Here is a 24,268-nt window from a genome sequence, read left to right as displayed (position 1 = left end):
GCCGTCATGCCCGCCGATCCGCGACGTTGCGTGTGCCCCGGTTCCTACGATCCGTTCACCGCGGGCCACCTCGACATCGTGACCAGGGCGAGCGCCCTCTACGACGAGGTCGTCGTCGCCGTACTCTTCAACCCCGCCAAGCAGGGCACGTTCGAGCCCGCCGAACGGGTCGCACTGATCGAGGCGTCCACGGCGCACCTTCCCGGGGTGCGTGCCGCGGCGTACGGCGACCGGCTGGTCGTCGACGTGTGCGCGGAGCTGGGGGCCGGCGTGCTCGTGAAGGGGCTGCGCGACCAGGCGGACTACGGGTACGAGCTGCCGATGGCGCAGATGAACCGCGAGATGACAGGTGTGGAGACGGCGTTCCTGCCCGGCGACCCGACGATGGCCCACTACTCCAGCTCGCTGATCCGACTCATCGCCGCCCACGGCGCGGACGTCTCGGCGATGGTGCCGCCCCCGGTGCTCGGGCCGCTGCTGGAGCGGCTGCGCGACCGGTCGCAGTGAATCGTTTTGGGCCAGGCGGCATCGAGCCGGTATCGTTCTCGATTGGTCTTGTCGCCTGTGACGGGACTGACCCTTCTCGATCATTCGTGAGACAACGACACCATGCACCTTGATCCACGCTCACCCCTGGTCCTCGACACCCGGGAGTTCGGGCGGCGACCCGGCGCGATGGCGTCGTTCTCCCGCACGATCGAGGCACCGGACGATCTCGGCACCGAGGTCATCCGTGTACCCGCCGGTGCGCCGGTCCATCTGGACCTGCGCCTGGAATCCGTCATGGAGGGGGTGCTGGTGTCCGGGTCGGTGACGGCGCAGGCGGTCGGCGCATGCGTACGGTGCCTGGAAGAAGTGCTCGTCCCCGTGGACGTCAGCTTCCAGGAACTCTTCGCCTACACCGACCGGGTCGTCCACGCAGACGAGGTGGGCGATGACGACGACGACCGGCACGAACTGGACGGCGACCTGCTCGATCTGGATCCCGTGCTGCGTGACGCGGTAGTGCCTGCACTGCCGTTCCAACCGGTATGCCGGGCCGACTGCCCGGGGTTGTGCTCCGAATGCGGAGCGCTCCTCGCAGACGACCCGACGCATCACCATGAAGTGCAAGACCCACGGTGGGCAGCCCTGGCCGGACTGGCCGGAGCACCCGCCGACACCGACGAGAAAAGGAACTGACGTGGCTGTCCCGAAGCGGAAGATGTCCCGCTCCAACACCCGTTCACGGCGCGCGAACTGGAAGGCGACGCCCGTCGCGGTGTCCAGCTGCCCGGTCTGCAACGAGCTGAAGCAGCCGCACCTGGCCTGCCCGTCCTGCGGTAGCTACAACGGTCGTCAGTACCCCGACGCCGTCCGCGCCGAGCACCAGGCCTGAGTTCTACCCACGCTGTGAGCAGCTCCAGGCGGTCCGCGCGGCACGACGCAGTGCAGCGGCCCGTCGCGGAGTTGGCCCGGATCCTGCACGACAAGACCGGGGCCGACGTCGACGAGGAGCTGCTGCAGCGTGGGTTGGTGCACCGCTCGTACTCCTACGAGAATGGCGGTGTGCCGCACAACGAACGCCAGGAGTTCCTCGGGGACGCGATCCTCGGGCTCGTGGTGACCGATCACCTCTACCACGCACACCCCGACCTGCCCGAGGGGCAGTTGGCGAAATTCCGTGCGGCAGTGGTGAATTCGCGTGCCTTGGCGGCAGTGGCGCGTGAGATCGACCTTGGTTCGTTCGTGCTGCTGGGCAAGGGGGAGCTCTCCAGCGGTGGCCGGGACAAGGACTCGATCCTGGCCGACACGATGGAGTCGGTCATCGGCACCGTCTACCTGTGCGGCGGGGTCGCCGCGGCGGCTCGGCTGATACACGACCTGATGGACGGCCGTATCGACGCGAGTGCCGAACTCGGCGCCGGCCTGGACTGGAAGACCTCCTTGCAGGAGGTCGCGTCCGCCGCCGGGCTCGGCTCTCCCCAGTACACGGTGCAGGAGCAGGGACCCGACCACGACAAGGTCTTCACGGCCACGGTGCTGGTCGTCGGCGAGCCGGTCGGCACCGGCATCGGGCGCAACAAGAAGTCCGCGGAGCAGCTGGCCGCCGAGCAGGCGTGGCGCCGGCTGAAGGAGCGCACGGGCACCGGTGCCTGAACTGCCCGAGGTCGAGGTGGTCCGGCGGGGGTTGGTCGACCACGTCGTCGGCCGTCGCTTCCTCTCCGTGCAGGTGCACGGGGCGCGCGTCGCACGCCGGCACATCGCGGGGCCGGTCGATCTGGCGGCCCGGCTGACCGGCCTGGGCGTCCGCGAGGCCTCCCGACGCGGCAAGTACCTGTGGTTGCGCCTGGACGACGACCAGGCACTGGTCGTCCACCTCGGGATGAGCGGCCAGATGTTGGTCGAGCCGCCCGACGCGCCGCGCGAGAAGCACGCGCACGCGATCTTCGACCTGGACGACGGGCTGCAGCTGCGTTTCGTCGACCAGCGCACCTTCGGCGGTCTGCAGCTGGTCGATCTGGTGCCGGACGAGGTGGGCGCGACCCTGGAGGACGCACCCCGGCTCGTACCGTCGGTGATCACCCACATCGCACCTGACCCGCTCGAAGCGGCGTTCGAGCAGGAGGCGGTCGTGCGGGCGATGCGGCGTCGGCGTACCCAGATCAAACGTGCGCTGCTGGATCAGTCCCTGGTCTCGGGTATCGGCAACATCTACGCGGACGAGGCCCTGTGGCGGGCGAAGCTACACGGTGAACGTGCGACCGACCGGCTGCCGCTCGCGACGCTGCGCGGCGTCCTCGACGAGGCAGCCGCGGTGATGACCGCCGCGCTCGGCCACGGGGGCACCAGCTTCGACGCACTGTACGTGAACGTGAACGGCGCGAGCGGCTACTTCGAGCGGTCCTTGGAGGCGTACGGGCGCGAGGGGCGGCCATGCCGCCGGTGCGGCACGCTCATCGTGCGGGAGTCGTTCATGAACAGGTCCTCCTTCAGCTGCCCGCACTGCCAGCCCCGTCCTCGGTACCGGGGTTTAGATTGACGCGGTGACGACGCAGACCACCGACAGCACCGCGAGCGCGCTCGAGCTGCCCGCTCCCGACGACACGATGACCTGGCTCGGCGACCGCTCGCGCGGGAGCCTGGAGCGCGCCCGAAAGATGGTGCGCTCGCTCAAGGCTGACCCGCCGTCCGATGCGCTGGCGGTCCTGCGGGCGTGGAACGACGTCGAGATCGAGATCTCGAACGCCCGGGCGAGCGCGGCGGTCTACTCCGAGACCAACCCCGAGAAGGACGTCCGCGAGGCGGCCGACGTGACGATGCAGCAGGTCGATGAGTTCGCCACCGACCTCGGCCTGGACGGTGAGCTCTTCGAGATCTTCGACGCGCGGTCGAGCGAGGGACTGGACCCGACGGCCACACGTGTGCTGGAGCGGCAGCTGCGCGACTTCCGCCGTTCCGGCGTCGACCGCGACGAGTCGACCCGTGCCCGGCTGCGCGAGCTGGCCCAGCTCGAGCTGCGCGCGAGCCAGGAGTTCGGGCGCAACATGCGTGAGGGTGTGCGGTCCATCAGGGTGCGCCCCGAGGATCTGGCCGGTATGCCGGCCGACTGGCTCGCCTCGCACGAGCCGGACGACGACGGCCTGATCACCGTCACCACCGACTACCCGGACTCGGTCCCGGTGGGCACGTTCTGCTCGGTGCCGGCCACCCGCCGTGCCATCAGCTTCGAGCGGCTCAACATCGCCTGGCCCTCGAACGACGCGGTGCTGCAACGTCTTCTGACCTTGCGTGCCGAGCACGCCGGGCTGCTCGGTTACAAGGACTGGGCCGACTTCAACGCCGAGACCAAGATGATCCGCACCGGCTCGGCGATCAACGAGTTCATCGACAAGATCGTGGCCGCCTCCACCGACGCGGCACAGCGCGACAAGCAGATCGTGCTGGACCGGTTGCGCCAGGACGACCCCGACGCGCAGGACATCTACGGCTACGACCTGCCCTACTACAGCGAACTGGTGCGCAAGGAGCGCTACGACGTCGACGCGCAGCTCGTGCGCACCTTCTTCCGCTTCGACGCCGTCCTGCAGGGGCTGCTGGCGGTCACCGGTCGGCTGTTCGGGCTGACCTGGGAGCCCGTGCCCGACGCGCCGGTCTGGGCGCCGGACGTCGCGGCGTACGACGTGCTGCGCGACGGCACCCGGATCGGGCGCATCTACCTGGACCTGCACCCGCGGGAGGGCAAGTACAAGCACGCCGCGCAGTTCACCCTGGTCGAGGGCGTCCGCGGTCGACAGCTGCCCGAGGGCGTGCTGGTGTGCAACTTCAGCCGCGGGCTGATGGAGCACTCCGAGGTCACGACCTTCTTCCACGAGTTCGGGCACCTCATCCACCACATCGTCGGCGGCGGACAGGACTGGGTGGAGTTCACCGGTGTCGCCACGGAGTGGGACTTCGTCGAGGCGCCGAGCCAGATGCTGGAGGAGTGGGCTTGGGATCCCGCCGTGCTCGCCGAGTTCGCCGTCGATGCCGACGGCACCGTGATCCCCGAGGCCCTGGTGCGCCGGATGCGCACGGCCGACGACTTCGGCAAGGGATATCTCGCGCGGACCCAGATGTTCTACGCGGCGCTGTCGGTCGGCATCCACCAGCACCGGCCCGATGACCTGACCACCGCCGTACGCGAGGCGCAGCAGCGGTATTCGGTTTTCCCGTACATCGAGGACACCCACTTCCAGTGCGCGTTCGGGCACCTGGACGGGTACAGCTCCGGCTACTACACGTACATGTGGTCCCTGGTCATCGCCAAGGACATGTTCAGCGCGTTCCACGCCGAGGATCTCTTCGAACCGCATGTGGCCGCGCGCTACCGCGACCGGGTGCTGGCGCCCGGTGGCAGCAAGGACGCCGCCGACCTCGTCGCGGACTTCCTGGGTCGCCCGTACACGTTCGACGCGTACGCCGCGTGGCTGGCCGAGTAGGACGCATCGCCCGGGCGGCGTCACCGTTTTCGGTGGGCCGGGGGACGCGGCATACGGTGGACGACGTGATCGAATTGAAGTCGTCCGCCGAGATCGACCAGATGCGCCCTGCCGGGAAGCTGGTGGCCGCCGTGCTGACCGCGTTGAAGGACGCGGCCGACGTGGGGGTCAACCTGCTCGACCTCGATGCGCTGGCACACCGGATGATCCGCGAGGCCGGCGCGGAGTCGTGCTACATCGACTATCACCCGAGCTTCGGCGCGATGCCGTTCGGCAAGGTGTTGTGCACCAGTGTGAACGACGCTGTCCTGCACGGACTTCCGCATGACTACGCACTGCGTGACGGCGACCTGCTGTCGGTGGACTTCGCGGCGTCGTTGAACGGGTGGGTCTCCGACGCCGCGCTGTCGGTCGTCGTCGGCACGCCGCGCGAGCAGGACCTGGCGCTCATCGACTGCACCGAGCGCGCGCTGACCGCCGGCATCGCCGCCGCGCGGAGCGGCAACAAGCTCGGAGACGTGGGCGCGGCGATCGCGCAGGTCGCGCACGCCGACGGCTTCAGCGTCAACACCCAGTTCGGCGGACACGGGGTCGGCCGCACCATGCACGGCGAGCCGCACGTCCCGAACGACGGGCGCGCGGGTCGCGGCCTGAAACTGCAGCCGGGACTGGTCATCGCGATCGAGCCGTGGTTCATGCACACGACCGATGAGATCTTCACCGACCCCGACGGATGGACGCTGCGCAGCGCGGACGGCTCACGTGGCGCGCACAGCGAGCACACCATCGCCGTCACCTCGGGCGACCCGGTCGTCCTGACCGCCCGCGACTGAGCTGCCCTGTTGCAGGACCTGGCTGTCGAATGCGATGACGGCGTCGCCCTGCACGTCGGCGTCGTGGGCGACGGGCCCGGTGTGCTGCTCATCTCCGGTGGGCCGGGGTGCGTCAGCTATCTCGAGGACGACGCACTCGCCCCGCGAGGAATGCGGTCCTGGTTCGCGGAACCTCGTGGCGTCGGACGCTCCGGGGGAGGCCCGCACGACCTCGCGCAGGCCGTCCGCGACCTGGAGAGCCTGCGGCGCGCGGCCGGGGTGGCGGACTGGGTGGTGGTCGGCCACTCCTTCGGGTCGGATCTGGCGGTGCGGTACGCGTTGGACCGCAGCTGGTCGGCAACTTCTGAAAGACCCATCCCGACCTGTGGGCGGATGTCGTGACCGACGCGTGTGCGTCGGCCTGGGCCACCTCTCGCTGAGATCCGGCTTCGCGAGGGTCCCGTTGCCCGCAGACCCTCCCGAAGCCGGATCTCACCGAGTGGTGCGACCGTGGAGAGGGCTCAGACGCCCAGGTGCCGGTCGGAGGTCACCCGCCCGTGGTCGGTGGTGATGACGTGCCAGTACGGGCGACCGGTGGCGCCCGTGCCGATGTACGAGGTGGTCGAGTGTCCGTAGGACTCGCTGGTGACCCCCTTCGATCTGGCCAGCACGCCGTACGACGAGACGCGCCAGTCGTAGGCGAGTCCGGCGGCGTGCCTACCGTCGGTGGCGAACCGGGCCACGTCCTGTGCCATCGTCACCGTCCCGGTGAGTGAGAAGTTCTGGTCGTCGGTGTAGTCGGCGGCCGAGAAGTCCACGGTGATCGGGTACGACTCGCGCAGGAAGAGGCTGCGCACGGTCCGGGCGCCCACGCGGGACACCGACCGCGTCGTCATCAGGTCCTGCTGGCGGATGGACTGCACCGCTCCGGAGTCACTAACGGTGCCCGCGTTGCTCCGGGTGCGCCCGGTCGACACGGTGGTGACCACGCGGCCCGCTGATGTGTCGATGTAACCGGTGACCGAGTCGGCGCGGCGGGCGGTCTGGGAGTAGTGCACCGCGCCCTGCCGGGCCGGGTCGACCGTGGTGCCCGTGGTCGCGGCGGCCGCGACGTTCGCCGAGGTGAGGTTGCCCGAGGTGCGCGCCCGGTGATGGTCGGTGTAGAGGAAGAGAGCGGCCGTGACGTTCCACGTGTCGCCGATCGGGGAGATGGCGAACGTCAGGGTGTGCGACTTCCCGTCGACCATCCGACCCGCGAACGGCGTGAGGTCCAGTGACTCGGCCCGCAGATCCAACGTGTCGATCGCGAGGACCGGACGCCACAGGGTGGGCACGATCCCGCCGGAGTAGATGTGCGGGTAGGTCCCCACCGCACCCGCGCGGGTGCCGTCGACCGCCACCGTCGCCTCCCGGAAGGAGCCGGCCGCGCACAGGCCTGCGTCGGGGTAGTCCGCGGCGACGGCGTCCGGGACCGCGGTGAACCACTGCTCGTCGCAGCCGTTGCCCTTGAGCGTGACGTCGAGGCGTGCGCCGGTGATGTTGCGGGGCAGCGCGCTGATCGTGGTGCTCGTGGTGTGGCTCGCCGGGTTCAGGTCCTGCACGGGCACCCCGACCACCTTGTCCGGCACGCTCGGCGCGGGGTGCCGGGAGCCGGCCAGGTAGTAGGTGATGTGGACCGTCTGGTCGTAGACGCCGGTATAGGTCGAGTCCGTGTAGTTGACGTACCCGCCGGTGAACGGCTGCGGCGTCCGCAGCAGGGCGGAGAAGTCGGTGATGTCCTTGGCGAAGGAGAACGTCGTGGGGGTCGGGCCGCCCGGCTCCTGGGTGGTCCCGAACCACACGGTCACGCCGCCGATCGTGAGGGTGCCGCTGCGGTCGTACTGCCGTCCGCTGACGGAGGTCGTGGAGTCGAGCACGACCTTGGACCACGCCTTGCCGGCACACGCCGCCGGGGGAGCCAGCGTGCCGGAGTAGTTCTGCGCGGCTCCACCTGCGGCATTGGACGGGAAGTGCGAGGCGAGGGTCGCCGTGCAGTGCTCGGTGGCCGGTCGGCTGATGGGCGGCGCGGCACTCACCGGATTGTCGGCGCCGTTCTCGATGCATCCCGCCGCCGATGCGCTCTGCGCACCGATCAGGCACGACGCGAGCAGGCTGAGCACGATGGTGAGCAGGACGGACAGACGACGACGCACGGCGGCTCCCTCAGACGGTGGTACGACCGACCCTAGGACGGAGTGCGGGCGGTTCGCGGGCCTGACGCCTGCGAGATGACGCTGTAGACGTACATGTCCTTGCGTTCGTCGCCGACCTGTTGCCAGCTGCGCAGCAGGCCCTCGCGCGCGTATCCGCAGGCTTCGGCGGCGCGCCACGACCCCTCGTTCCACGGCTCGACATACAGCTCCAGGCGCGCGACGGCGTCCAGGCCCATGGCCCAGTTCGTCACGCATCGCAGGGCCGCTCGGGCATATCCACGGCGGCGGAACTGCGGAGCGATCCAGTAGCCGGTCGAGGCACGTCCGGTGCACACGGTGCTGGTCCAGAGCCCGATCTGGCCGACGGCGTCGTCCGTGTTGTGATTGGCGACAGCGAAGGAGTAACCGGCCCCCTGCGCGAGCCGGTCGTGCTGGCGGTCGACGTATGCCGCGACGTCCCGGTCGGTGCCGCTGGCCGGGACCGTCGTGATCAGGGGAATCAGCGGGTCGTCCGCCACAGATGCGATGAGCGGTGCGTCGCGCCGCTCGAAGGCCCGCAGTGTCACCGGAGGGTGAGCGAGGCGCGGGATCGCCGACGGCAGAACCGTGCTCACGGCGCGGTGGCATCGGTCGGGGCCGCAGCGGGCAGGAGGCCCTGGGCGCTGGCGGCCATCGCCGCCTCGGTGCGGTTCGTGACGCCGAGCTTGGCCACGATGTTGGAGACGTGCACGCTCGCGGTCTTGACGCTGATGAAGAGCTCGCGCGCGATCTGGCCGTTGGTCCGCCCTTGTGCCACGAGCTGGAGCACTTCGCGTTCCCGAGCGGTGAGGGTCGGGTGAGACTCCACCGGAGCGGCGACAGCGCGGACGCCGAGGTCGTGCATCGCGCGTTGGGCATCCGACGCCACCACCCGCGCCTCCTTCGCCGCGCCGGGCTCACTCGAAGCCCCGAGTGCCCGGGCCAGGTGCGTGCGCGCCCGCGCCGCCTCGAGCGGGATCTCCAGCTCGTCGAACTGCCGTACGTCGGTGCGCAGCACCGTGATCAGCTCGGCCGGTGGCTCTCCGGTGCCGCCCCAGGCGAACCGCGCGACTCCGGCCTGCACCCGGGTCACCCACGCCACGGACTCCGGACCGAGGTCGTCCAGTGCCTTCGACCGTGCGGCGACCTCGTCGGTCGCGTCGGCGAGCCGAGCGACGTCGGCTGCGTACTCCTGGTCGGTCGCGGTTGCGAGGTGTCCGATCGCGATGCCGGACAGGCGGATCCGCGCATCGATCAGTGGCGCGTTCCAGGTGGCGCGGAAGATCTCGTTCACCTCGTCGAGGGACCGCAGCATCTCGTCCGGCCTGGCCAACGCGCCCAGCACGTCGATCAGCGCCGAGCCTGCGTGCACCGCCAGGAAGACGTCCTTGGACCACTGCGGCCGCAGCTCCAGGGCGATCTGCAGTGCACGCTCGTGCTCGCCGCGGGCCATCGCCAGCGTGGCGGCCACAGCGCGAAGCTGGTAGGTCGCGTACGGCGCTTTGCGCAGCTGTGGTGCGGCCAGCAGCTGTTCGGCACGCGCCCAGTCCCCGGTCTGCACGGCCCAGTAGGCCGACGCGACCCTCGCGTCCATCCCGAACAGAGCCAGTTCGTGGCGGGTCTCGATCGAGCGCTGCAGGGCGACCTCGAACGCCTGCTGTGCCTTCCGGTGCCGGCCTTGACGGGTGTACACCCGCGCGACCTGGTGCAGCGCTCGCACCTCCGGGTCGGGTTCGGCCGCGCGTCGGGCGGATTCGGCGACGTCCTGCAGTTGCCCGAGGGCGGCGGCGCTCTCGCCGTGCAGGTCGACGATGCGCGCGCTCGTGGTGTCCACGTCGAGCAGGACCGCAGGCAGCTCCAGCTCCTGCGCGAGGCGGCGCGCCGCCGTGAGCTCGACCAGGGCGGTGTCGAAGTCGTCGACGAAGAAGCACCACCGACCGAGCAGCGCGTGCAGTTGGGCGGCGCGCGCGGTGGGACCCTCCGGCTCCAGGAGGCGGATGGCGTGGCGCAACTCGACCGTGGGGTCCAGAGGGTCCCCGGTGGGGATCGCGGCCGACACCAGACCGATGACCAGGTCTGCGTAGTCGTGCGCCGCGAGGCCGGGAACGGCGAGTGCCTCGCGCGCCGTCTGCGCGGCCCGATACGGGTCGCCCGCCGCGAGGAGAGCCGTCGAGGTGCGCGCGGCGATCTGCGCGAGGGGTACCGGGGGAGCGACGTCCGGGTGGCGCGCGAAGATCGACAGAGCGTCCTCGTAGAGCCGGGCGGCATCCGCCGGGCCGACGGCGCGCATGGCCTCATCGCCCGCCCGGACCGCCGCGGCCGCTGCGATATCGAGCTGCCCGGCGGCCTGCGCGTGATGGGCCAGGTCGGCTGCCGCACCGAGTTCGCTCGATGAGCTCAGCGCCTCGACGTACGCCGCGTGCCACCGGACGCGCTCACCGGGCAGCAGGTCGTCATAGACCGCCTCGGCGAGCAACGCGTGCCGGAAGGTGTAGCTGTCGGTGCCGCGGGCCTCCAGAAGGTTGTGGTCGACCAGGGCCGCCAGCGCCTCCTCCAGGGCGGTCTGGGACAGCGGTACGACGGTCGCCAGGCGCGCGTGGGTGACCGACCGCCCCGCGGCGGACACGGCGCGTACGACGGTCCGCGCGTCGTCGGACAGGGCGTCGACGCGGACGAGCAGCAGATCTGCCAGATCCTCCGGCACGCCCGTGCAGTTCGCGCGATCGACCGCGAGCAGCTCCTCGACGAAGAACGGGTTGCCGCCGGAGCGCTCCAGCACCATGTCGACCTGCTCGGTCGTGATGGCCGGCCGCAGGCCGGTCGCGAGGTGGTGGATGTCGTCGTCCCGCAGTGGTTCCAGGATCATCCGCTCGACGCCGGGCAGACGACCCCACTCGCCGAGGATCCGGCGCAACGGATGCCTCCGGTGCAGGTCGTCGGCGCGGTAGGACGCGACGAACCGCACGGGACCCTCGAACTGGCGGGTGAACAGGACGGTCAGCAGATCGCGGGTGGACCGGTCGGCCCAGTGCAGGTCCTCCACCATCACCGTGATCGGTCCTTGCGCCGCGAGGGTCTCCAGGGAGGCGTGCACAGCGTCGTACAGGACGCCGGGCCCGGCGTCGGCCTGACCGGCGGCCGCGGCGTCGTACCCCGGCAGCAACGACCCGAGCAGCGGCCGCCGGGCGACGAGCTCGCCCACCAGGTCCGGTGCGGCCTGCGCGAGCCGGCCCCACATCTCCGACCAGGGCAGGTAGGGCGCGCTGCTCTCGCCGAGGTCGAGGCAGTGACCGATCAGGACCCGGTCGGTGGTCGCGGCGGCCAGTTCGCGCAGCAGCCGGGTCTTGCCGACCCCCGCATCGCCGCCGAGCAGCGTGATGCCGGGCGCCGAGAGCAACTCGCGCAACTCACGGTCCCGGCCCACGAACGGTCCGACGACGACGGGCATGCCGCCATTGTGCTTCGTACTCACGCGTGCCGGGCGGACCCTCGCACGACCGGCTCGGTCTGGGAGTCCAACAGGCTGAGCAACCCGTGGAACCCGCGCTTCCAGCCTTCGGAGGTACGCCGTGCGGCGGCGTACTCCTGCGTGAGGCGCTCGCGGTGCTGCTGGTCGATGGTGTGGGCGACGGCGGCGGTGATGGGGTACATGGCGATTCCTGACGGTTGACGGTGGCTGACAACCTCGAGACTGCTCATCTGAGGTAGTGCGCCACATCGGGCGATTGCCCTATCTCCTGCGCCGAATGTCTTAGACCCGTCGGTAGAGTCGGCGGCACGGTTTCGCCCGCCCTGTCCGGCCCAGCCCCGCAATGTCCAGGAGTCCTCCACCCCGTGTTCGTCAAGAGCCTCACCCTGAAGGGCTTCAAGTCCTTCGCCTCGGCGACCTCGATGCGCCTGGAGCCCGGGATCACCTGCATCGTCGGGCCCAACGGCTCCGGCAAGTCCAACGTCGTCGACGCGCTCGCGTGGGTGATGGGCGAGCAGGGCGCGAAGACCCTGCGCGGCGGGAAGATGGAGGACGTCATCTTCGCTGGTACGCCGGGGCGTCCCGCGCTCGGTCGCGCGGAGGTCACCCTCACCATCGACAACACCGACGGTGCCCTGCCGATCGACTACACCGAGGTGACGATCAGCCGCACGATGTTCCGCAGCGGCGGGTCCGAGTACGCGATCAACGGCACCAACTGTCGGCTGCTGGACGTGCAGGAGCTGCTGTCCGACTCCGGCATCGGCCGGGAGATGCACGTCATCGTGGGACAGGGTCAGCTCGACGCCGTGCTGCGTGCGACGCCGGAGGAGCGCCGCGGCTTCATCGAGGAGGCCGCCGGCGTCCTGAAGCACCGCAAGCGCAAGGAACGCGCGTTGCGCAAGCTGGAGACGATGGAGGCCAATCTGCACCGGGTCGGCGACCTCACCACCGAGATCCGGCGCCAGCTAGGACCGCTCGGCCGTCAGGCCGAGACCGCGCGCAAGGCCGCCACCATCCAGGCCGACGTACGCGACGCCCGGCTGCGGCTGCTGGCCGACGACCTGGTGCAGCTGACGAGCGCCCTGGAGCAGGACATCGCCGACGAGGAGGCCATGCTCGCCCGTCAGCGGCGGGCCCAGGCCGCTCTCGACGGCGGAGAGGCCCGACTGGCGGAGGTCGAGGAGCAGGCCCGCGCAGCGGCGCCCGCGCTCACGACCGCGCAGGAGCAGTGGTTCGGCCTGTCGTCGCTGGCCGAGCGCGTCCGGGCGACGGAGACGCTCGCGGCGCAACGGGTCCGACTCCTGGCCGAGGCGGAGGAGCACGAGCAGGGCAGCACCGGGCGCGACCCGGAGCAGCTGCGCGCCCAGGCCGCCAAGGAGCGCGCCCGACACGAGGATCTGCTGGCGCAGGTGAGCGCGGCCGACGAGGCGCTCGCAGCCGCCGTCGCGCGCCGGGAGGCCGCCGAGAGCGCCCACCAGGACGAGCAGCAACGCGTCGCCCGGCTGCTGCGCGCCGCCGCGGACCGCCGTGAGGGTCTGGCCAAACTCGAGGGTCAGGTGGCTGCCCGGCGCAGCCGCATCGAGGCGGCGCAGGCGGAGATCGGCCGGCTCGAGGCGGGCGCCGAGGAGATCGAACTGCGCGCGACCCGGGCGGAGCGCGAGTTCGCCGCGCTGGAGTCCGGACTCGCGGAGGACGAAGAGGGCGAACAGGGTCTGGACGCCCAGCACGAGCGTGCCGAGGCGGAGCTCGCACAGGCGCAGGCGGCGCTGGACGAGGCGACCCAGGACGAGCGGACCGCCGAGCAGGAGCGCTCCGGGCTGCACTCTCGGCTGGAGGCGCTCGAGCTCGGGCTGCGGCGCGGTGACGGTGCCGCGCACCTGCTCTCGTGGGGTGAGCAGCACGGTGTCCGCGGGTCCGTCGCGTCCCTGGTGCAGGTCGAAGCCGGGCGCGAGGTCGCCGTCGCCGCGGCGCTGGGGTGGGCCGCCGACGCCGTGGTCGTGACCGACCACCAGCAGGCGGCCGCCGCGCTGCAGGAGTTGCGCGAGGCGGACGCCGGCCGCGCGGGGATCCTCGTGGCGCATTCGACCAACGACCGCTGGCGGATGAGGGAGAGCGGACCCGACACCGCGTGGGCGTGCGACGTCGTCTCCGCACCGGACGAGCTGCGCCCGGTCGTCGATCAGCTGCTCGTAGGGGTCCTGCTGGTGGAGGACCCCGCAGCGGCCGCCGCCATGGTGGCCCGTGACTCCAAGGTCATCGCCGTCACCCGCGACGGCGACGTGTTCGCCGCCGATTTCGTGCGCGGCGGCTCGGCGGCCGCGCCCAGCACCCTGGAGATCCAGGCCGCGGTCGACGACACGAAGGAGCGGATGTCGCAGGCCGCGTCTCGCGGGGAGCGTGCACGTTTCGCCGCGCAGGAGGCCCGTGCCCAGGTCGAGCAGCTCCGCGAGCAGGTCGACGCGGCCCTGGAGCGGCTGGGGGAGTCCGACGCCCGGATGGCCGCCGTAGCCGAGCAGCTGGGGCAGCTCGGCCAGACGCTGCGCTCGGCACGCAGCGAGCGCGAGCGCGGCGAGCGGTCGTTGGCCGCTGCACGGGAGTCGTTGGACAGCAACGAGTCCGAGCTGCAGGAGTTGCAGGAGCGCCTCGAGGCGGCGCACGCGGACCCGGGCGCGGAAGAGCCGGACACCGACGACCAGCCCCGGCTCGCGGCCGAGGCGGCCGCCGCCCGGTCGGCGGAGACCGAGCACCGCCTCACGCTGCGCAGCCGGCAGGAGCAGGCCCGCGCGCTGGAGGGGCGGGCCGACGCCCTGGAGGCCACCGCACGCTCGGAGGTCGAAGCGCGCCGCAAGGCGCAAGACCGCCGCGAACGCCGCCGCCGCGAGGCGCTGGTCGCCGCACAGGTGCGCGACGACGCCGGGCATCTGGCGCAGCGCACCGTCGAGGCGCTGGCCGTTGCCCAGGTGCGGCGCGACGAGGCGCAGCAGCGACGTACGACGCTCGAGGAGGCCGTGCGCGCAGCACGCGAGGTGGTGACGGCAGCCGCCCAGGAGGTGCGCGAGCTGACCGACTCGGTGCACCGTGACGAGCTGGCCCGTGCCGAGCAGCGGCTCAAGGTGGAAGCCATGCAGACGCGCGCGGTCGAGGAGCACGGCATCGCCCCCGAGGCGCTCATCGAGGAGTTCGGCCCGCACCTGCTGATCCCGCACGTGTCCGGCCCGGACGACGCACCCGGCGACGCGCCCGAGCCCGTCGCGTTCGTGCGCGACCAGCAGGAGAAGCGGCTGCGGTCGGCGGAGCGCAAGCTGGCTCAGCTCGGCCGGGTCAACCCGCTGGCGCTGGAGGAGTTCGCGGCACTGGAGGAACGGCACACCTTCCTCACCACCCAGCTGGACGACCTCACCCGGTCCAAGAAGGACCTGCTCGACATCGTCCGCGAGGTCGACGAGCGCGTGGAGCGGGTCTTCGCCGAGGCGTTCGCCGATACGGCACGCGAGTTCGAGGGCGTCTTCGACCGACTCTTCCCCGGCGGTGAAGGGCGCCTGACGCTGACCGAACCGGGCGACATGCTCACCACGGGCATCGAGGTCGAGGCCCGTCCGCCCGGCAAGAAGATCAAGCGGTTGTCGTTGCTCTCCGGTGGCGAGCGGTCGCTGGTGGCGGTGGCGCTGCTGGTGTCGATCTTCAAGGCGCGGCCGAGCCCGTTCTACATCATGGACGAGGTCGAGGCCGCTCTGGACGACGCCAACCTGGGGCGCCTGATCACCCTCTTCCAGGAGCTGCGCGACTCCAGCCAGCTCATCGTGATCACCCACCAGAAGCGCACCATGGAGGTCGCCGACGCGCTGTACGGCGTGTCGATGCGCGGCGACGGCATCACCACCGTCGTCTCGCAGCGGCTGCGGGACGTCGCGCCGGAGGCGATGGGGGCTCCGGCTCCCGCGCGGAAGACGGAAGAGGAGCTCACGCCCGCACGCTGACGCGCGCGTGCGCCGGTTTCAGTCGGCGAGCGCGGCGTACACCAGCTGCCGCAGCTCGGTGCGCAGCGGATAGCCGTTCGAGGGCATCTGCTGGGTCATGAAGACGGTGGTGAGGTCCTCGGCGGGGTCGACCCAGAAGACCGTCGACGCCATGCCGCCCCAGCCGTATTCGCCCGGCGACGTCGGGTAACCGGCGGCCGTCGGGTCCAGCACCACGCTGAAGCCCAGGCCGAAACCCACTCCGTTGAACGGCGTCTCGGCGTAGAGCGGGATGCCGAAGGAACCCAGGTCGGCGCCGCCCGGTAGGTGGTTGGTGGCCATGAAGTCGACCGTCCGGTTGCCGAGGAGGCGCACGCCGTCCAGCTCACCGCGACCGAGCAGCATCCGGGCGAAGCGGGTGTAGTCGTCCATGGACGAGACCAGCCCCCCGCCGCCGGACAGGTAGGTCGGCGGTTTCAGCGCCGCGGCCCCGAGCGCGTCCAGCGGCGTCGGGGCGCTGCCGCCGGCACCGTGGTACAGCGTCGCGAGCCGGTCGGCATCCACCGCGTGGAATGCGGTCTCGTCCATCGCGAGCGGCTCGAAGATCTCGGTGCGGAGGAACTCGTCCAGTGACCTCCCGGACACGACCTCGACCACCCGCCCCAGCACGTCGGTGGCGACCGAGTAGTTCCAGCTGGTGCCGGGGTCGAAGCGCAGCGGGAACGCGCCCATCGCATCGGTGGCCTCGGCCAGGTCCATGCCGGCGGGCACGCCTATCTCGAAACCGGCCGTGCGCATCACCTCATCGGTCGGGTGCACCCGCAGGAAGCCGTATGTCAACCCGGACGTGTGGGTGAGCAGATGGCGCACCCGCATCGGACCGGCGGCGGGCCGCGTGACTGCGGCAGCAGCCTGGCCGCCGACATAGACCCGCTGATCGGCGTATGCCGGGAGGTAGGTGGCGACCGGGTCGTCCAGCCGCAGCAGGCCCCGCTCGACCAGCATCATCGCCGCCACCGAGGTGACCGGCTTGGTCATCGAGTAGATCCGGTAGAGCGTGTCGACCGTGGTGGGCGAGCTGCTCGCGATGTCGCGCATCCCGCCGTACGCCGAGTACGCGACCTCCCCGTGTCGCACGACCTGCACGTGGTAACAGGGCAGATGGCCCCGGTCGACGTACCCCTGCAGGTGCTCGTCGAGACGGCTGAGGCGGCTCGCGTCGAAGCCGGCGGCAGCGGACCTGTCGTGATCTTGGACACCCATGGGGCTCATCGTGGCACCCGCCCTCGCGGGAAACCGCCGCGGGCGCCTCTGCGCACAGTGACCGCGCGTGTCGGTAATAGGGAACTCACAGCCGCACCCCGCAGAATAGAGGGCATGTTGTGGCTCGTGGGTGCCCTGTTGCTCTGTCTCGTCCTCGCCGGCGTCGTCGTCGGCCTCGTTGCCGTCCCCGCCCGCCGTGAAGGTCGCCAGGTGCTGACCGAACGAGGCGAGCAGATGCTCACCTCCGTCACCGACCGCGGGCGTGACAAACGGGCGAAGGGCGACGACGTCGAGCAGGGCAGCAGCGAGACGTCGGGAGCGCATAGCGCCTCCTGAGACCGACCCGCCTCGACGGGCGGTGGTCTCGAGCACCCTGTCGCGTTTGCGAGGATGGGGCGGTGGACAGTCTCTGGGAGATCCTCACCGTCATCACCGTCGTCGTGCTGGGCGGGCTCGGCCTGCTCGTCGCCTTCGTGCGGGGCAGCGCGACGCGCCGCCGCACGGCGGCTCCGCCCGCGCCGCCGCGCGAGGAGAAGGTGCGCGGCGCCAACACCTACCAGGCGGGCAGCACCGCCAGGATCGACACCAGCAAGACCGCTGAACCGCCCGCACCACCGACCACCCCGCGGCCCACGCCCGAACCCGAACCGGTCGTCGTCGCGCCCCCGGTCGAGCCCGAACCGGCCGCTCCCGCCGAGGTCGCGATCGAGCGCCCCGAGTCGGCACGCAACCGGATGGGCCGCCTGCGCTCGCGCCTCGCGGCCTCCAACAACGCGATGGGCAAGGGCCTGCTCGGCCTGCTGGCCGGCGGTCAGCTCGACGAAGCGGTCTGGGAGGAGGTCGAGGACACCCTGCTCGGCGCCGATCTCGGGGTCGAGGCCACCACGGAGCTCGTGGACGCGCTCAAGCGACGGGTGCAGGTCGAGGGCAGTGCGACCCCCGAACAGCTCGAGGGCTGGCTGCATGAGGAGCTGCTGAAACTCGTCGATCCGACGATGGACCGGCGGATCGCGGCCACCCGGGTGGGTGACCGACCGGCGTGCGTGATGGTCGTGGGCGTCAACGGCACCGGCAAGACCACGTCCGTGGGCAAGCTCGCGCGGGTGCTCGTCGCCGAGGACAAGGACGTCGTCCTGGGTGCCGCCGACACCTTCCGTGCGGCGGCCGCCGACCAGCTGCAGACCTGGGGCGAGCGGGTCGGCGTGCCCACCGTGCGCTCGGACCGTGAGGGGGCCGATCCCGCCGCCGTGGCCTTCGACGCGGTCAAGGACGCCGCGGACGTCGAGGCGGACGTGGTGATCATCGACACCGCCGGCCGGCTGCACAACAAGGTCGGTCTGATGGACGAGCTGTCGAAGGTCAAGCGCGTCATCGAGAAGCAGAGCGCGATCGACGAGTGTCTGCTGGTGCTCGACGCCACGACCGGGCAGAACGGTCTGCGGCAGGCCGAGGTCTTCGCCCAGGCGGTGGACATCACCGGCGTCGTTCTCACCAAGCTGGACGGCACCGCCAAGGGCGGCATCGTCGTGCTGATCCAGCGTCAGCTGGGCGTGCCGGTCAAGCTGGTCGGACTCGGGGAAGGGCCGGACGACCTGGCGCCGTTCGACCCGGTGGCATTCGTGGACGCCATCCTCGACTGACGCGCCCTCCGCACACGGATGGGGTCGTTGCGCGCTCGATAGGGCGCGCGACGACCCCACTTGTTAGCTGTGCAGCGCCCGCGCCAGGTCCTCGCGCAGGTCCTCGACGTCCTCCAGTCCCACCGACAGTCGGACCGTCGCCTCGCCGATGCCGACCGCGGCGCGCCCCTGCGGGCCGAGTTTGCGGTGGGTGGTGGTCGCAGGATGGGTGACCATCGACTTCGCGTCGCCGAGGTTGTTGGAGATGTCGATGATGCGCAACTCGTCCAAGAGCCCGAACGCCGCGGCCTTCGCGGCGGCCGGGTCGTCGTCCTTGGTCGCCAGATCGAAGGTGACGATCGTGCCCCCGCCGTCCTGCTGGCGGCGGGCCAGGTCGTACTGCGGGTGTGAGGGCAGGAACGGGTAGCGCACCGACGCCACCTGCGGTCGGTCCTGCAGCCACTGCGCCAGGTCGGCGGCAGCAGCGCTCGCCGCTCGGACTCGCAGGTCGAGCGTTTCCAGACCCTTGAGCAGCACCCAGGCGTTGAACGGGGACATGCTCGGCCCGGTGTTGCGGATCATGGTCTGCACCGGGCCGTTGATGTAGTCCTGGCTGCCGAGGATCGCCCCGCCCAGCACCCGGCCCTGCCCGTCGATGTGCTTGGTCGCGGAGTAGACCACTACGTCGACACCCATCGGGATCGGCCGCTGCAGCACCGGGGTGGCGAAGACGTTGTCGACGATCACGGTCGCGCCGGCTGCGTGCGCGAGCTCGCAGACGGCCGCGATGTCGATGATGTCGAGCATCGGGTTGGTGGGGGTCTCGAAGAACACCACGTCGGCGGGAGTGGCAAGGGCCTGATCCCACTGAGCGAGGTCGTGGCCGTCGACGTAGTCGGTGCGCACGCCCCACGTGGCCAGGATCTCCTCGAAGATCACGACCGTGGAGCCGAAGAGGGCTCGCGCGGAGACGATCCGCGAGCCCTGCTTCACCAGAGCGGCCAGTGAGGTGAACACGGCCGACATTCCGGTCGCCGTCGCGTAGCAGGCGGGTGCGCCTTCGATCAGGCGCAGCCGCTCCTCGAAGGTGGACACCGTCGGGTTGCCGTAGCGGCTGTAGATGAACCGGTCCAGGTCGCCGGCGAACGCAGCCTCGGCATCGGCCGCCCGGTCGTAGACGTAGCCCTGGGTGAGGAACAGCGCCTCGGAGGTCTCATCGAATCCGGTGCGCTCCTGGCCGCCGCGGACGGCGTACGTCGCGGGGCGCAATCCTTCGGGCAGCGCTGGCTTCGGTCGTGGCTCACTCATGGATCAGGTTTGTTTCCAGGGCAGTCCGGCCGCGCGCCACCCACCGCCGCCGCGGTGCCCCGCGTCGTCCAGGCCGCCCTCGAAACCCTCGAGCACGTTGTACGCCGGCCCGAGGCCCGCCGCTGTCGCGGCCTTGGCGGCACCGATCGAGCGCTGCCCGCTGCGGCACAGGAAGACCACCGGTCGTCCGTCGCCGGGGGTGACCCCGGCTTCGCGCACGTCGTCGACGAAGTGCGGGTTCGACGATCCGTCGGGGAAGCTCACCCACTCCACGAACTCGGTCTCCCGGCCCAGGCCCGTGATGTCCGGGACACCTACGTACGCCCATTCGGCGGTGGTGCGGACGTCGACGAGCACGGCGTCGTCATGCGCGGCGAGCAGCTCCCACGCCTGCTGAGGCGTCAGATCGCCGGCGTACCCCTCGGTCATGCGTTCTGCACCGAGCCGTCGGCGGGCGTCGGCAGGACGACGGCCTGCCCGGTGACGACCCGCGTCCCGTCGTAGGTGAGCGCCGGGGATCCGTGCAGCACGTAGCCCTCGTTCAGGGCGGTGCTCACCCGCTCGCAGAAGGCTTGGTCGTCGGTGCCGGTGATGAACCTGTAACGAAGGCGCGGTGTCTCGCTCATACATCCATCATCACCCACCCGCTGGGAGGCCTGCGGCCCGTGGTCGTCCAGCGGACAGCGTGCTCACTGCCTGAGCTGGCCACTGCTGCGGCGGCGGAATCTGACCTGGTCCAGGTGGAGGATCTCGTTGGTGGGGCCGGTGTAGCGCGGTGCTGCCGTGGGTTCGGGGCTGTCGGGTGGGGTGGCGACGGTGGGTTCGATGGGGTGGCCGTGGCGGGTGGCGAATCGGAACCGTGCGGGTCTGCCGGGTCTGCCAGGTTCGGGGTGGATGGTGTAGTCGCCGGTGTGGTGGCGGTCGTGGTGGTGGGGGCACAGGCTGATCAGGTTGGCCATGTTCGTGGTGCCGCCGTCGGCCCAGTGGACGATGTGGTGGCATTCCAGGTGGTGGACCGCTGCGCAGCCGGGGTAGGCGCAGCCGCGGTCGCGGTCTTCGATCAGGCGGCGGGTGCGGCGCGGGACGATGCGGTGGGTTCGTCCGACGTTGACGGGTGTGCCGCCGGTTTCCCAGACGGGCTGCACGAGCCCGTCGCAGGTCCACTTCCTCAGGAGGTGCGGGGGTAGGGCGCCGCGCTTGGTGAGCCAGCCCTGGCCCGATGTGTCGAGGTGCAGGTAGATCCGGAACTTCTCGGCCCGTCCGGCAATCTCGGTGGTACCGGCGTGCAGGGATCGGGTCGCCAGGTGTGCCATCGCGTCCGCGAGACGCACTCGCCGCCCGTCGTCTTTGGTGTCGGTGGTGTTGGTGGCGAGGAAGAGGGCGTTTTTGGCTTCGATGAGGGCTTGTTCGACGAGGGCTCCGATGTCGGCGGGTGCGGAGTAGGTCAGGTGGAACCGGTCGTGGTCGTAGTGCATCGACAGTTCCGCGGGTTGCGCCGCGATGGAGAACGGGTCCGGTGGTGGGGTGGGGCTGTCGGTGTCCGGCTGGTCGGAAAAGTCGTATTTGACCAGGGCACGGCGTAGTTGAGGCACGGTGGCGTGCACGGCCAGGTCCACGACGGCCTGGTCGTACCCGACCGGGGTGTGCGCGGCGACGACGGCGGCCTGACCCAGCGACAGCCGACCGGTGTGCACTTCGCGGGACAGGGCGGGCAACTCGACCGACCGGGTGGCGATCCGGACCAGGTCGCGGGCGGTGGCGGGGGAGACTCCGGCGAAGCAGGTCAGCCAGTGTTCGGGGGACCGGATCCCACCGATCGCCCACGACTCCTCGCGCACCAGGTCGGTGACCAGGTCGATCAGGTCGGCGTGTGCGGCGTTCAACCGCCCGCAGATCGCCCTGACCTCATTCAACGGGTCCGTTACCGAAAGTGCAGCAGGCACAGGGCTGTCCGCGCTGTTACTGACAGCTGCGAGACCCGGTGTCGAACTCATGTATGAAGTCAATCACCGACCACCGACAACCCTCGAACGTCAAGAGAAGGGACCGCGCCGGTGGCGCGGTCCCTTCCCTGGTCTGCGAGCTAGATCCCGCTGCGGACGGCGCGGGTCACGGGTGGGCCAGGTACTCGCTGGCCACCCAGCCGGTCAGCTTCTTCGAGCCGTTGTATCCGTAGCCGTAGACCCAGTAGTGGCCGCCTCCGGAGCGACCGGAGGAGCTGCAGTAGTGGAAGAGGGTGCCGCGCTTCACCTGTCCGACCGTGCCCGAGCTGGTGCTCGGGCTGCTGTGCACCTTCAGCCAGTCCGCGGTCTGCACGGCGCCGTAGCTGTCGATCGAGCAGCTGTAGCTGGCAGTCGCTGCGTGGGCCTGCGCGATCGGGACCGACAGCGGCAAGGTTGCCAGTGCGCCGGTGGCGAGGACGAGGGTGAGTGCCTTCTTCATCTGATGCTCCTTGGGGTAGGGGTCGTGCGACGGGCGGGTGAGGTCACGAGACCCTCACGGCCCGTACGGTCCGAGCTCGATGGAGTTGATGGGGGTCAGGTAGACGTTGTTCCAGGACGCGCCCTTGGCGTGTGACTCGCCCCAGTTGCCGAGGCCGGAGTTGCAGCTCTTGCCGTTGTAACCGGTGCAGAACGCCAGGCCGGCGTTGTACTGGTTGTTGAGCACGTAGTGGTAACCGACCTGATTGCTGAGGTTGTCCGTGCCGTAGTGGTAGTACCGCAGTGACGGGTGGTCGCCGTTCCAGCCGGCGTTCTGGGGATAGATGCACACGTAGCCGTAGGCGCAGCCGTGCACGGTGCTGCCCGCGGCGTGGGCGGGGGCGACGCCGGCGAAACCCAGCGCGCCGAGGCCCAGCGCCGAGACTGCTGCGATGCGTTTGTACATGAGCCGTTCTCCGATCTGTGAGGGGTGTGCGGGGTGGTGAAGGGGTGGCGTCACCACATCCGGACGGCGCCCCAGAAGGTGTCGCCGGTGGTGACGCTGGTGATGCCGTCGTGGTCGCCGGACTGGTAGGCGTTCATCTGCTTGCCGTTGCCCATGTAGATCGCGACGTGCTCGCCCGCGTTCTGGCCGTACCAGAGGATGTCTCCGGGCTTGAGCTGCGACAGGTAGTTGTCGACCTGGCCCGAGCCGCCGTGGCTGGCAGCGTTGATGACGGCCTTGTGCGGGAGGGCGAGCGCCTTGGACCACTGGCCCCACGTGTAGCCGTCGAGCGCGTCCACCCCGGTGGCCTGGTAGTAGGCCCATCGCACGAGGCCGGAGCAGTCGAATCCGTCGACGTGGCAGTCGTTCGGAGCGCCGTTGCTCGGGTCGCACGAGCCATAGGTCGGGCCGGGGGTCGAGCCGTGGCCGCCGTCCCAGGCGTAGATGCTGTATTTGTACATCGAGTCGCTGGTCACGGTGACCCGGCAGGCCTGCTGCATCATCTTCAGCGTCAGACCCGGGAGCCCGGTGTACGCCGTACCGCACGCGCTGCCGTTGGTGTTGGCGCCGCCGTTGCTCGGCGGGGAGGGCGGCGTCGGGTTGGTGGAGCCGCTGCCGCAGGACGGCAGGTTGACCCAGTAGTCCTGTGAGCCGGTGAAGTACACCGCCGGCACGTATCCCGTGGCGCCGTTGTCATCGCCGATGGTCTTGGCCCAGCTCGAGGAGCTGTAGCCGCCGACGGTGGCGGTGGAGCCGTTCACCCGGCAGTAGAACCAGTTGGCCGAACCGCCGGTGTGCAGGTGGTCCACCACGCCGGAGGACGTCGAGGTCGAGCCGTAGAGCGGCACCCCGCCGGACGGCACCCAGACCGGGCAGTAGTACGCGGTCCCGCCCGAGGGGTTGTGACCGAGCGTGCAGCTGTCGTCCGAGGGCGGCGGCGCGGGCGTCGAGCACGCGGGCATCCCTGCCCAGTAGTTCTGCGAGCCGGTGAAGTACACCGCCGGCACGTATCCCGTGGCGCCGTGATCGTCGCCGATGGTCTTGGCCCAGTCGGAGGAGGTGTACCCACCGACCGTGATCGAAGAGCCCTTCTGCTCGCAGAAGAACCAGTTGCCGGTGCCCGCGGTGTTCAAGTGGTCCACGACCCCCGATCCGGAGGAGGTCGATGCGTAGATCGGCGTTCCGCCGGACGGCGTCCAGATGCCGCAGTACGACACCGTCGTGCCCGACTTGTTGGTGCCGGAGTGACAGGAACTGCCCGACGAGCCGGTCCCGCCCGAGCAGCTCGGCAGTCCGGCCCAATAGTTCTCACTGCCGCTGAAGTAGACGGCGGGCACGTAGCCGATGGCGCCGTTGTCGTCGCCCACGGAGCGGGCCCAGCTCGTGGACTTGTATCCGGAGGCGGTCGCGGTGCCGCCCGAGGTCGAGCAGTAGAACCAGTTCGCCGTTCCTCCGCTGTGCAGGTGGTCGATGACCGAGGAGCCCTGCGACGTGCTGGAGTAGACGGGGATCCCGCCCGAGGGCACCCAGACCCCGCAGTAGTAGACGCTCTGGCCCGATGCGTTGTGCCCCGCGGTGCACCCGTCGGCGGCGTGCGCCGGGGTGGACCATCCGAGGGACAACGTCGCGACCGAGGTGAGGAGCAGTCCGAGGAGGACGGTCAGGATCCTCGGTCGCGTGGTGACTCCGGGGTGGAGCTGATCTTCTTTCATGATGTGCCGCCTTCGCAGTCCCGGTCGCTG

Annotated in this window: 23 protein-coding genes; 11 read left to right on the top strand and 12 right to left on the bottom strand. The window is 70.5% G+C overall.

What is annotated here, in order from left to right; translation table 11 throughout:
* The first annotated feature begins 6 nt into the window (after positions 1–6).
* From coaD to JOB34_RS02010, 8 genes are all read left to right on the top strand, one after another.
* Entirely contained in the window at positions 7–507 is a 501-nt protein-coding gene (gene coaD, locus JOB34_RS02045; RefSeq protein WP_208051172.1) for a pantetheine-phosphate adenylyltransferase, read from the top strand.
* Positions 508–609: 102 nt separating this feature from the next.
* Positions 610–1,182, top strand: coding sequence for a YceD family protein (locus JOB34_RS02040; protein ID WP_208051171.1), 573 nt, complete (start codon positions 610–612; stop codon positions 1,180–1,182).
* Position 1,183: 1 nt separating this feature from the next.
* A complete protein-coding gene (rpmF, locus tag JOB34_RS02035; RefSeq protein WP_179479694.1) occupies positions 1,184–1,378 on the top strand; it encodes a 50S ribosomal protein L32 in 195 nt (64 codons plus the stop codon).
* 14 nt (positions 1,379–1,392) lie between these two features.
* Positions 1,393–2,139, top strand: coding sequence for a ribonuclease III (gene rnc / locus JOB34_RS02030; RefSeq protein ID WP_347813686.1), 747 nt, complete (start codon positions 1,393–1,395; stop codon positions 2,137–2,139).
* Positions 2,132–3,022: a bifunctional DNA-formamidopyrimidine glycosylase/DNA-(apurinic or apyrimidinic site) lyase gene (mutM, locus tag JOB34_RS02025; protein ID WP_208051170.1), complete on the top strand. Its 891-nt coding sequence runs from the start codon at positions 2,132–2,134 to the stop codon at positions 3,020–3,022. Before rnc ends, mutM begins: the two co-directional genes overlap by 8 nt.
* Before the next feature lie 4 nt (positions 3,023–3,026).
* Positions 3,027–4,961 carry a M3 family metallopeptidase gene (locus JOB34_RS02020; protein ID WP_347813685.1) on the top strand — a complete coding sequence of 645 codons (1,935 nt, stop codon included), beginning with the start codon at positions 3,027–3,029 and terminating at the stop codon, positions 4,959–4,961.
* 65 nt (positions 4,962–5,026) lie between these two features.
* Positions 5,027–5,794, top strand: coding sequence for a type I methionyl aminopeptidase (gene map, locus JOB34_RS02015; RefSeq protein WP_208051169.1), 768 nt, complete (start codon positions 5,027–5,029; stop codon positions 5,792–5,794).
* Positions 5,795–5,803: 9 nt separating this feature from the next.
* Entirely contained in the window at positions 5,804–6,175 is a 372-nt protein-coding gene (locus JOB34_RS02010; RefSeq protein WP_208051168.1) for an alpha/beta hydrolase, read from the top strand.
* Positions 6,176–6,294: 119 nt separating this feature from the next.
* Here the strand turns inward: JOB34_RS02010 and JOB34_RS02005 are convergent, their stop codons facing one another.
* Genes JOB34_RS02005 through JOB34_RS01990 form a run of 4 tightly spaced genes read right to left on the bottom strand, consistent with a single transcriptional unit; the run spans position 6,295 to position 11,634 of the window.
* The gene (locus JOB34_RS02005; RefSeq protein WP_208051167.1) at positions 6,295–7,965 is read right to left on the bottom strand and encodes a peptide-N4-asparagine amidase; all 1,671 of its coding nucleotides are present in this window, start codon (positions 7,963–7,965) and stop codon (positions 6,295–6,297) included.
* A 32-nt stretch (positions 7,966–7,997) separates the two neighbouring features.
* Positions 7,998–8,579, bottom strand: a complete 582-nt coding sequence (locus tag JOB34_RS02000) for a GNAT family protein (RefSeq protein ID WP_208051166.1) — start codon at positions 8,577–8,579, stop codon at positions 7,998–8,000.
* On the bottom strand, positions 8,576–11,431 hold the full coding sequence (locus tag JOB34_RS01995) for a helix-turn-helix transcriptional regulator (protein WP_208051165.1): 2,856 nt from the start codon (positions 11,429–11,431) through the stop codon (positions 8,576–8,578). Before JOB34_RS01995 ends, JOB34_RS02000 begins: the two co-directional genes overlap by 4 nt.
* Before the next feature lie 20 nt (positions 11,432–11,451).
* Entirely contained in the window at positions 11,452–11,634 is a 183-nt protein-coding gene (locus JOB34_RS01990) for a hypothetical protein (protein ID WP_208051164.1), read from the bottom strand.
* 183 nt (positions 11,635–11,817) lie between these two features.
* Here JOB34_RS01990 and smc point away from each other — a divergent pair, with 183 nt between their 5' ends.
* Complete coding sequence (gene smc, locus JOB34_RS01985) at positions 11,818–15,432, top strand: chromosome segregation protein SMC (protein WP_208051163.1); 3,615 nt, start codon at positions 11,818–11,820, stop codon at positions 15,430–15,432.
* Positions 15,433–15,450: 18 nt separating this feature from the next.
* Here smc and JOB34_RS01980 read toward each other — a convergent pair whose 3' ends face one another.
* On the bottom strand, positions 15,451–16,674 hold the full coding sequence (locus tag JOB34_RS01980) for a serine hydrolase domain-containing protein (RefSeq protein ID WP_208051162.1): 1,224 nt from the start codon (positions 16,672–16,674) through the stop codon (positions 15,451–15,453).
* A 114-nt stretch (positions 16,675–16,788) separates the two neighbouring features.
* Between JOB34_RS01980 and JOB34_RS01975 the strand changes: the two genes are divergently transcribed.
* Positions 16,789–17,010, top strand: a complete 222-nt coding sequence (locus JOB34_RS01975) for a hypothetical protein (protein ID WP_208051161.1) — start codon at positions 16,789–16,791, stop codon at positions 17,008–17,010.
* A gap of 62 nt (positions 17,011–17,072) precedes the next feature.
* The gene (gene ftsY, locus JOB34_RS01970) at positions 17,073–18,314 is read left to right on the top strand and encodes a signal recognition particle-docking protein FtsY (RefSeq protein WP_208051160.1); all 1,242 of its coding nucleotides are present in this window, start codon (positions 17,073–17,075) and stop codon (positions 18,312–18,314) included.
* A gap of 63 nt (positions 18,315–18,377) precedes the next feature.
* Here ftsY and JOB34_RS01965 read toward each other — a convergent pair whose 3' ends face one another.
* The 7 genes from JOB34_RS01965 to JOB34_RS01935 all read right to left on the bottom strand — a co-directional run bounded on the left by JOB34_RS01965 (position 18,378) and on the right by JOB34_RS01935 (position 24,238).
* The gene (locus JOB34_RS01965; RefSeq protein WP_208051159.1) at positions 18,378–19,601 is read right to left on the bottom strand and encodes an O-succinylhomoserine sulfhydrylase; all 1,224 of its coding nucleotides are present in this window, start codon (positions 19,599–19,601) and stop codon (positions 18,378–18,380) included.
* A 3-nt stretch (positions 19,602–19,604) separates the two neighbouring features.
* The gene (locus JOB34_RS01960) at positions 19,605–20,030 is read right to left on the bottom strand and encodes a rhodanese-like domain-containing protein (protein ID WP_208051158.1); all 426 of its coding nucleotides are present in this window, start codon (positions 20,028–20,030) and stop codon (positions 19,605–19,607) included.
* Positions 20,027–20,227, bottom strand: coding sequence for a DUF1737 domain-containing protein (locus JOB34_RS01955; protein WP_208051157.1), 201 nt, complete (start codon positions 20,225–20,227; stop codon positions 20,027–20,029). The genes JOB34_RS01960 and JOB34_RS01955 overlap by 4 nt, the downstream gene beginning before the upstream one ends.
* 63 nt (positions 20,228–20,290) lie before the next feature.
* Entirely contained in the window at positions 20,291–21,514 is a 1,224-nt protein-coding gene (locus JOB34_RS01950; RefSeq protein WP_208051156.1) for an HNH endonuclease signature motif containing protein, read from the bottom strand.
* A gap of 196 nt (positions 21,515–21,710) precedes the next feature.
* Positions 21,711–22,043, bottom strand: coding sequence for a hypothetical protein (locus JOB34_RS01945; RefSeq protein ID WP_208051155.1), 333 nt, complete (start codon positions 22,041–22,043; stop codon positions 21,711–21,713).
* Between the two features lie 54 nt (positions 22,044–22,097).
* Complete coding sequence (locus JOB34_RS01940; protein ID WP_179479717.1) at positions 22,098–22,487, bottom strand: hypothetical protein; 390 nt, start codon at positions 22,485–22,487, stop codon at positions 22,098–22,100.
* Positions 22,488–22,537: 50 nt separating this feature from the next.
* Entirely contained in the window at positions 22,538–24,238 is a 1,701-nt protein-coding gene (locus JOB34_RS01935; RefSeq protein ID WP_208051154.1) for an NlpC/P60 family protein, read from the bottom strand.
* Positions 24,239–24,268: the final 30 nt, after the last annotated feature.

The organism is Allobranchiibius sp. GilTou38 (genome assembly GCF_017565325.1).
Lineage (GTDB): Bacteria > Actinomycetota > Actinomycetes > Actinomycetales > Dermatophilaceae > Allobranchiibius > Allobranchiibius huperziae.
The sequence above is the reverse complement of the archived record's forward strand: the minus strand, read 5'-3'. Positions and strand labels throughout refer to the sequence as shown.

What these genes read in the sequence shown, in the direction of transcription:
- coaD (WP_208051172.1), top strand. Translation starts at nt 7, where the DNA reads ATGCCCGCCGATCCGCGACGTTGCGTGTGCCCCGGTTCCTACGATCCG.
- JOB34_RS02040 (WP_208051171.1), top strand. Translation starts at nt 610, where the DNA reads ATGCACCTTGATCCACGCTCACCCCTGGTCCTCGACACCCGGGAGTTC.
- JOB34_RS01995 (WP_208051165.1), bottom strand. Translation starts at nt 11,431, where the DNA reads ATGCCCGTCGTCGTCGGACCGTTCGTGGGCCGGGACCGTGAGTTGCGC.
- JOB34_RS01990 (WP_208051164.1), bottom strand. Translation starts at nt 11,634, where the DNA reads ATGTACCCCATCACCGCCGCCGTCGCCCACACCATCGACCAGCAGCAC.
- JOB34_RS01980 (WP_208051162.1), bottom strand. Translation starts at nt 16,674, where the DNA reads ATGGGTGTCCAAGATCACGACAGGTCCGCTGCCGCCGGCTTCGACGCG.
- JOB34_RS01975 (WP_208051161.1), top strand. Translation starts at nt 16,789, where the DNA reads ATGTTGTGGCTCGTGGGTGCCCTGTTGCTCTGTCTCGTCCTCGCCGGC.
- JOB34_RS01965 (WP_208051159.1), bottom strand. Translation starts at nt 19,601, where the DNA reads ATGAGTGAGCCACGACCGAAGCCAGCGCTGCCCGAAGGATTGCGCCCC.
- JOB34_RS01960 (WP_208051158.1), bottom strand. Translation starts at nt 20,030, where the DNA reads ATGACCGAGGGGTACGCCGGCGATCTGACGCCTCAGCAGGCGTGGGAG.
- JOB34_RS01955 (WP_208051157.1), bottom strand. Translation starts at nt 20,227, where the DNA reads ATGAGCGAGACACCGCGCCTTCGTTACAGGTTCATCACCGGCACCGAC.
- JOB34_RS01945 (WP_208051155.1), bottom strand. Translation starts at nt 22,043, where the DNA reads ATGAAGAAGGCACTCACCCTCGTCCTCGCCACCGGCGCACTGGCAACC.
- JOB34_RS01940 (WP_179479717.1), bottom strand. Translation starts at nt 22,487, where the DNA reads ATGTACAAACGCATCGCAGCAGTCTCGGCGCTGGGCCTCGGCGCGCTG.
- JOB34_RS01935 (WP_208051154.1), bottom strand. Translation starts at nt 24,238, where the DNA reads ATGAAAGAAGATCAGCTCCACCCCGGAGTCACCACGCGACCGAGGATC.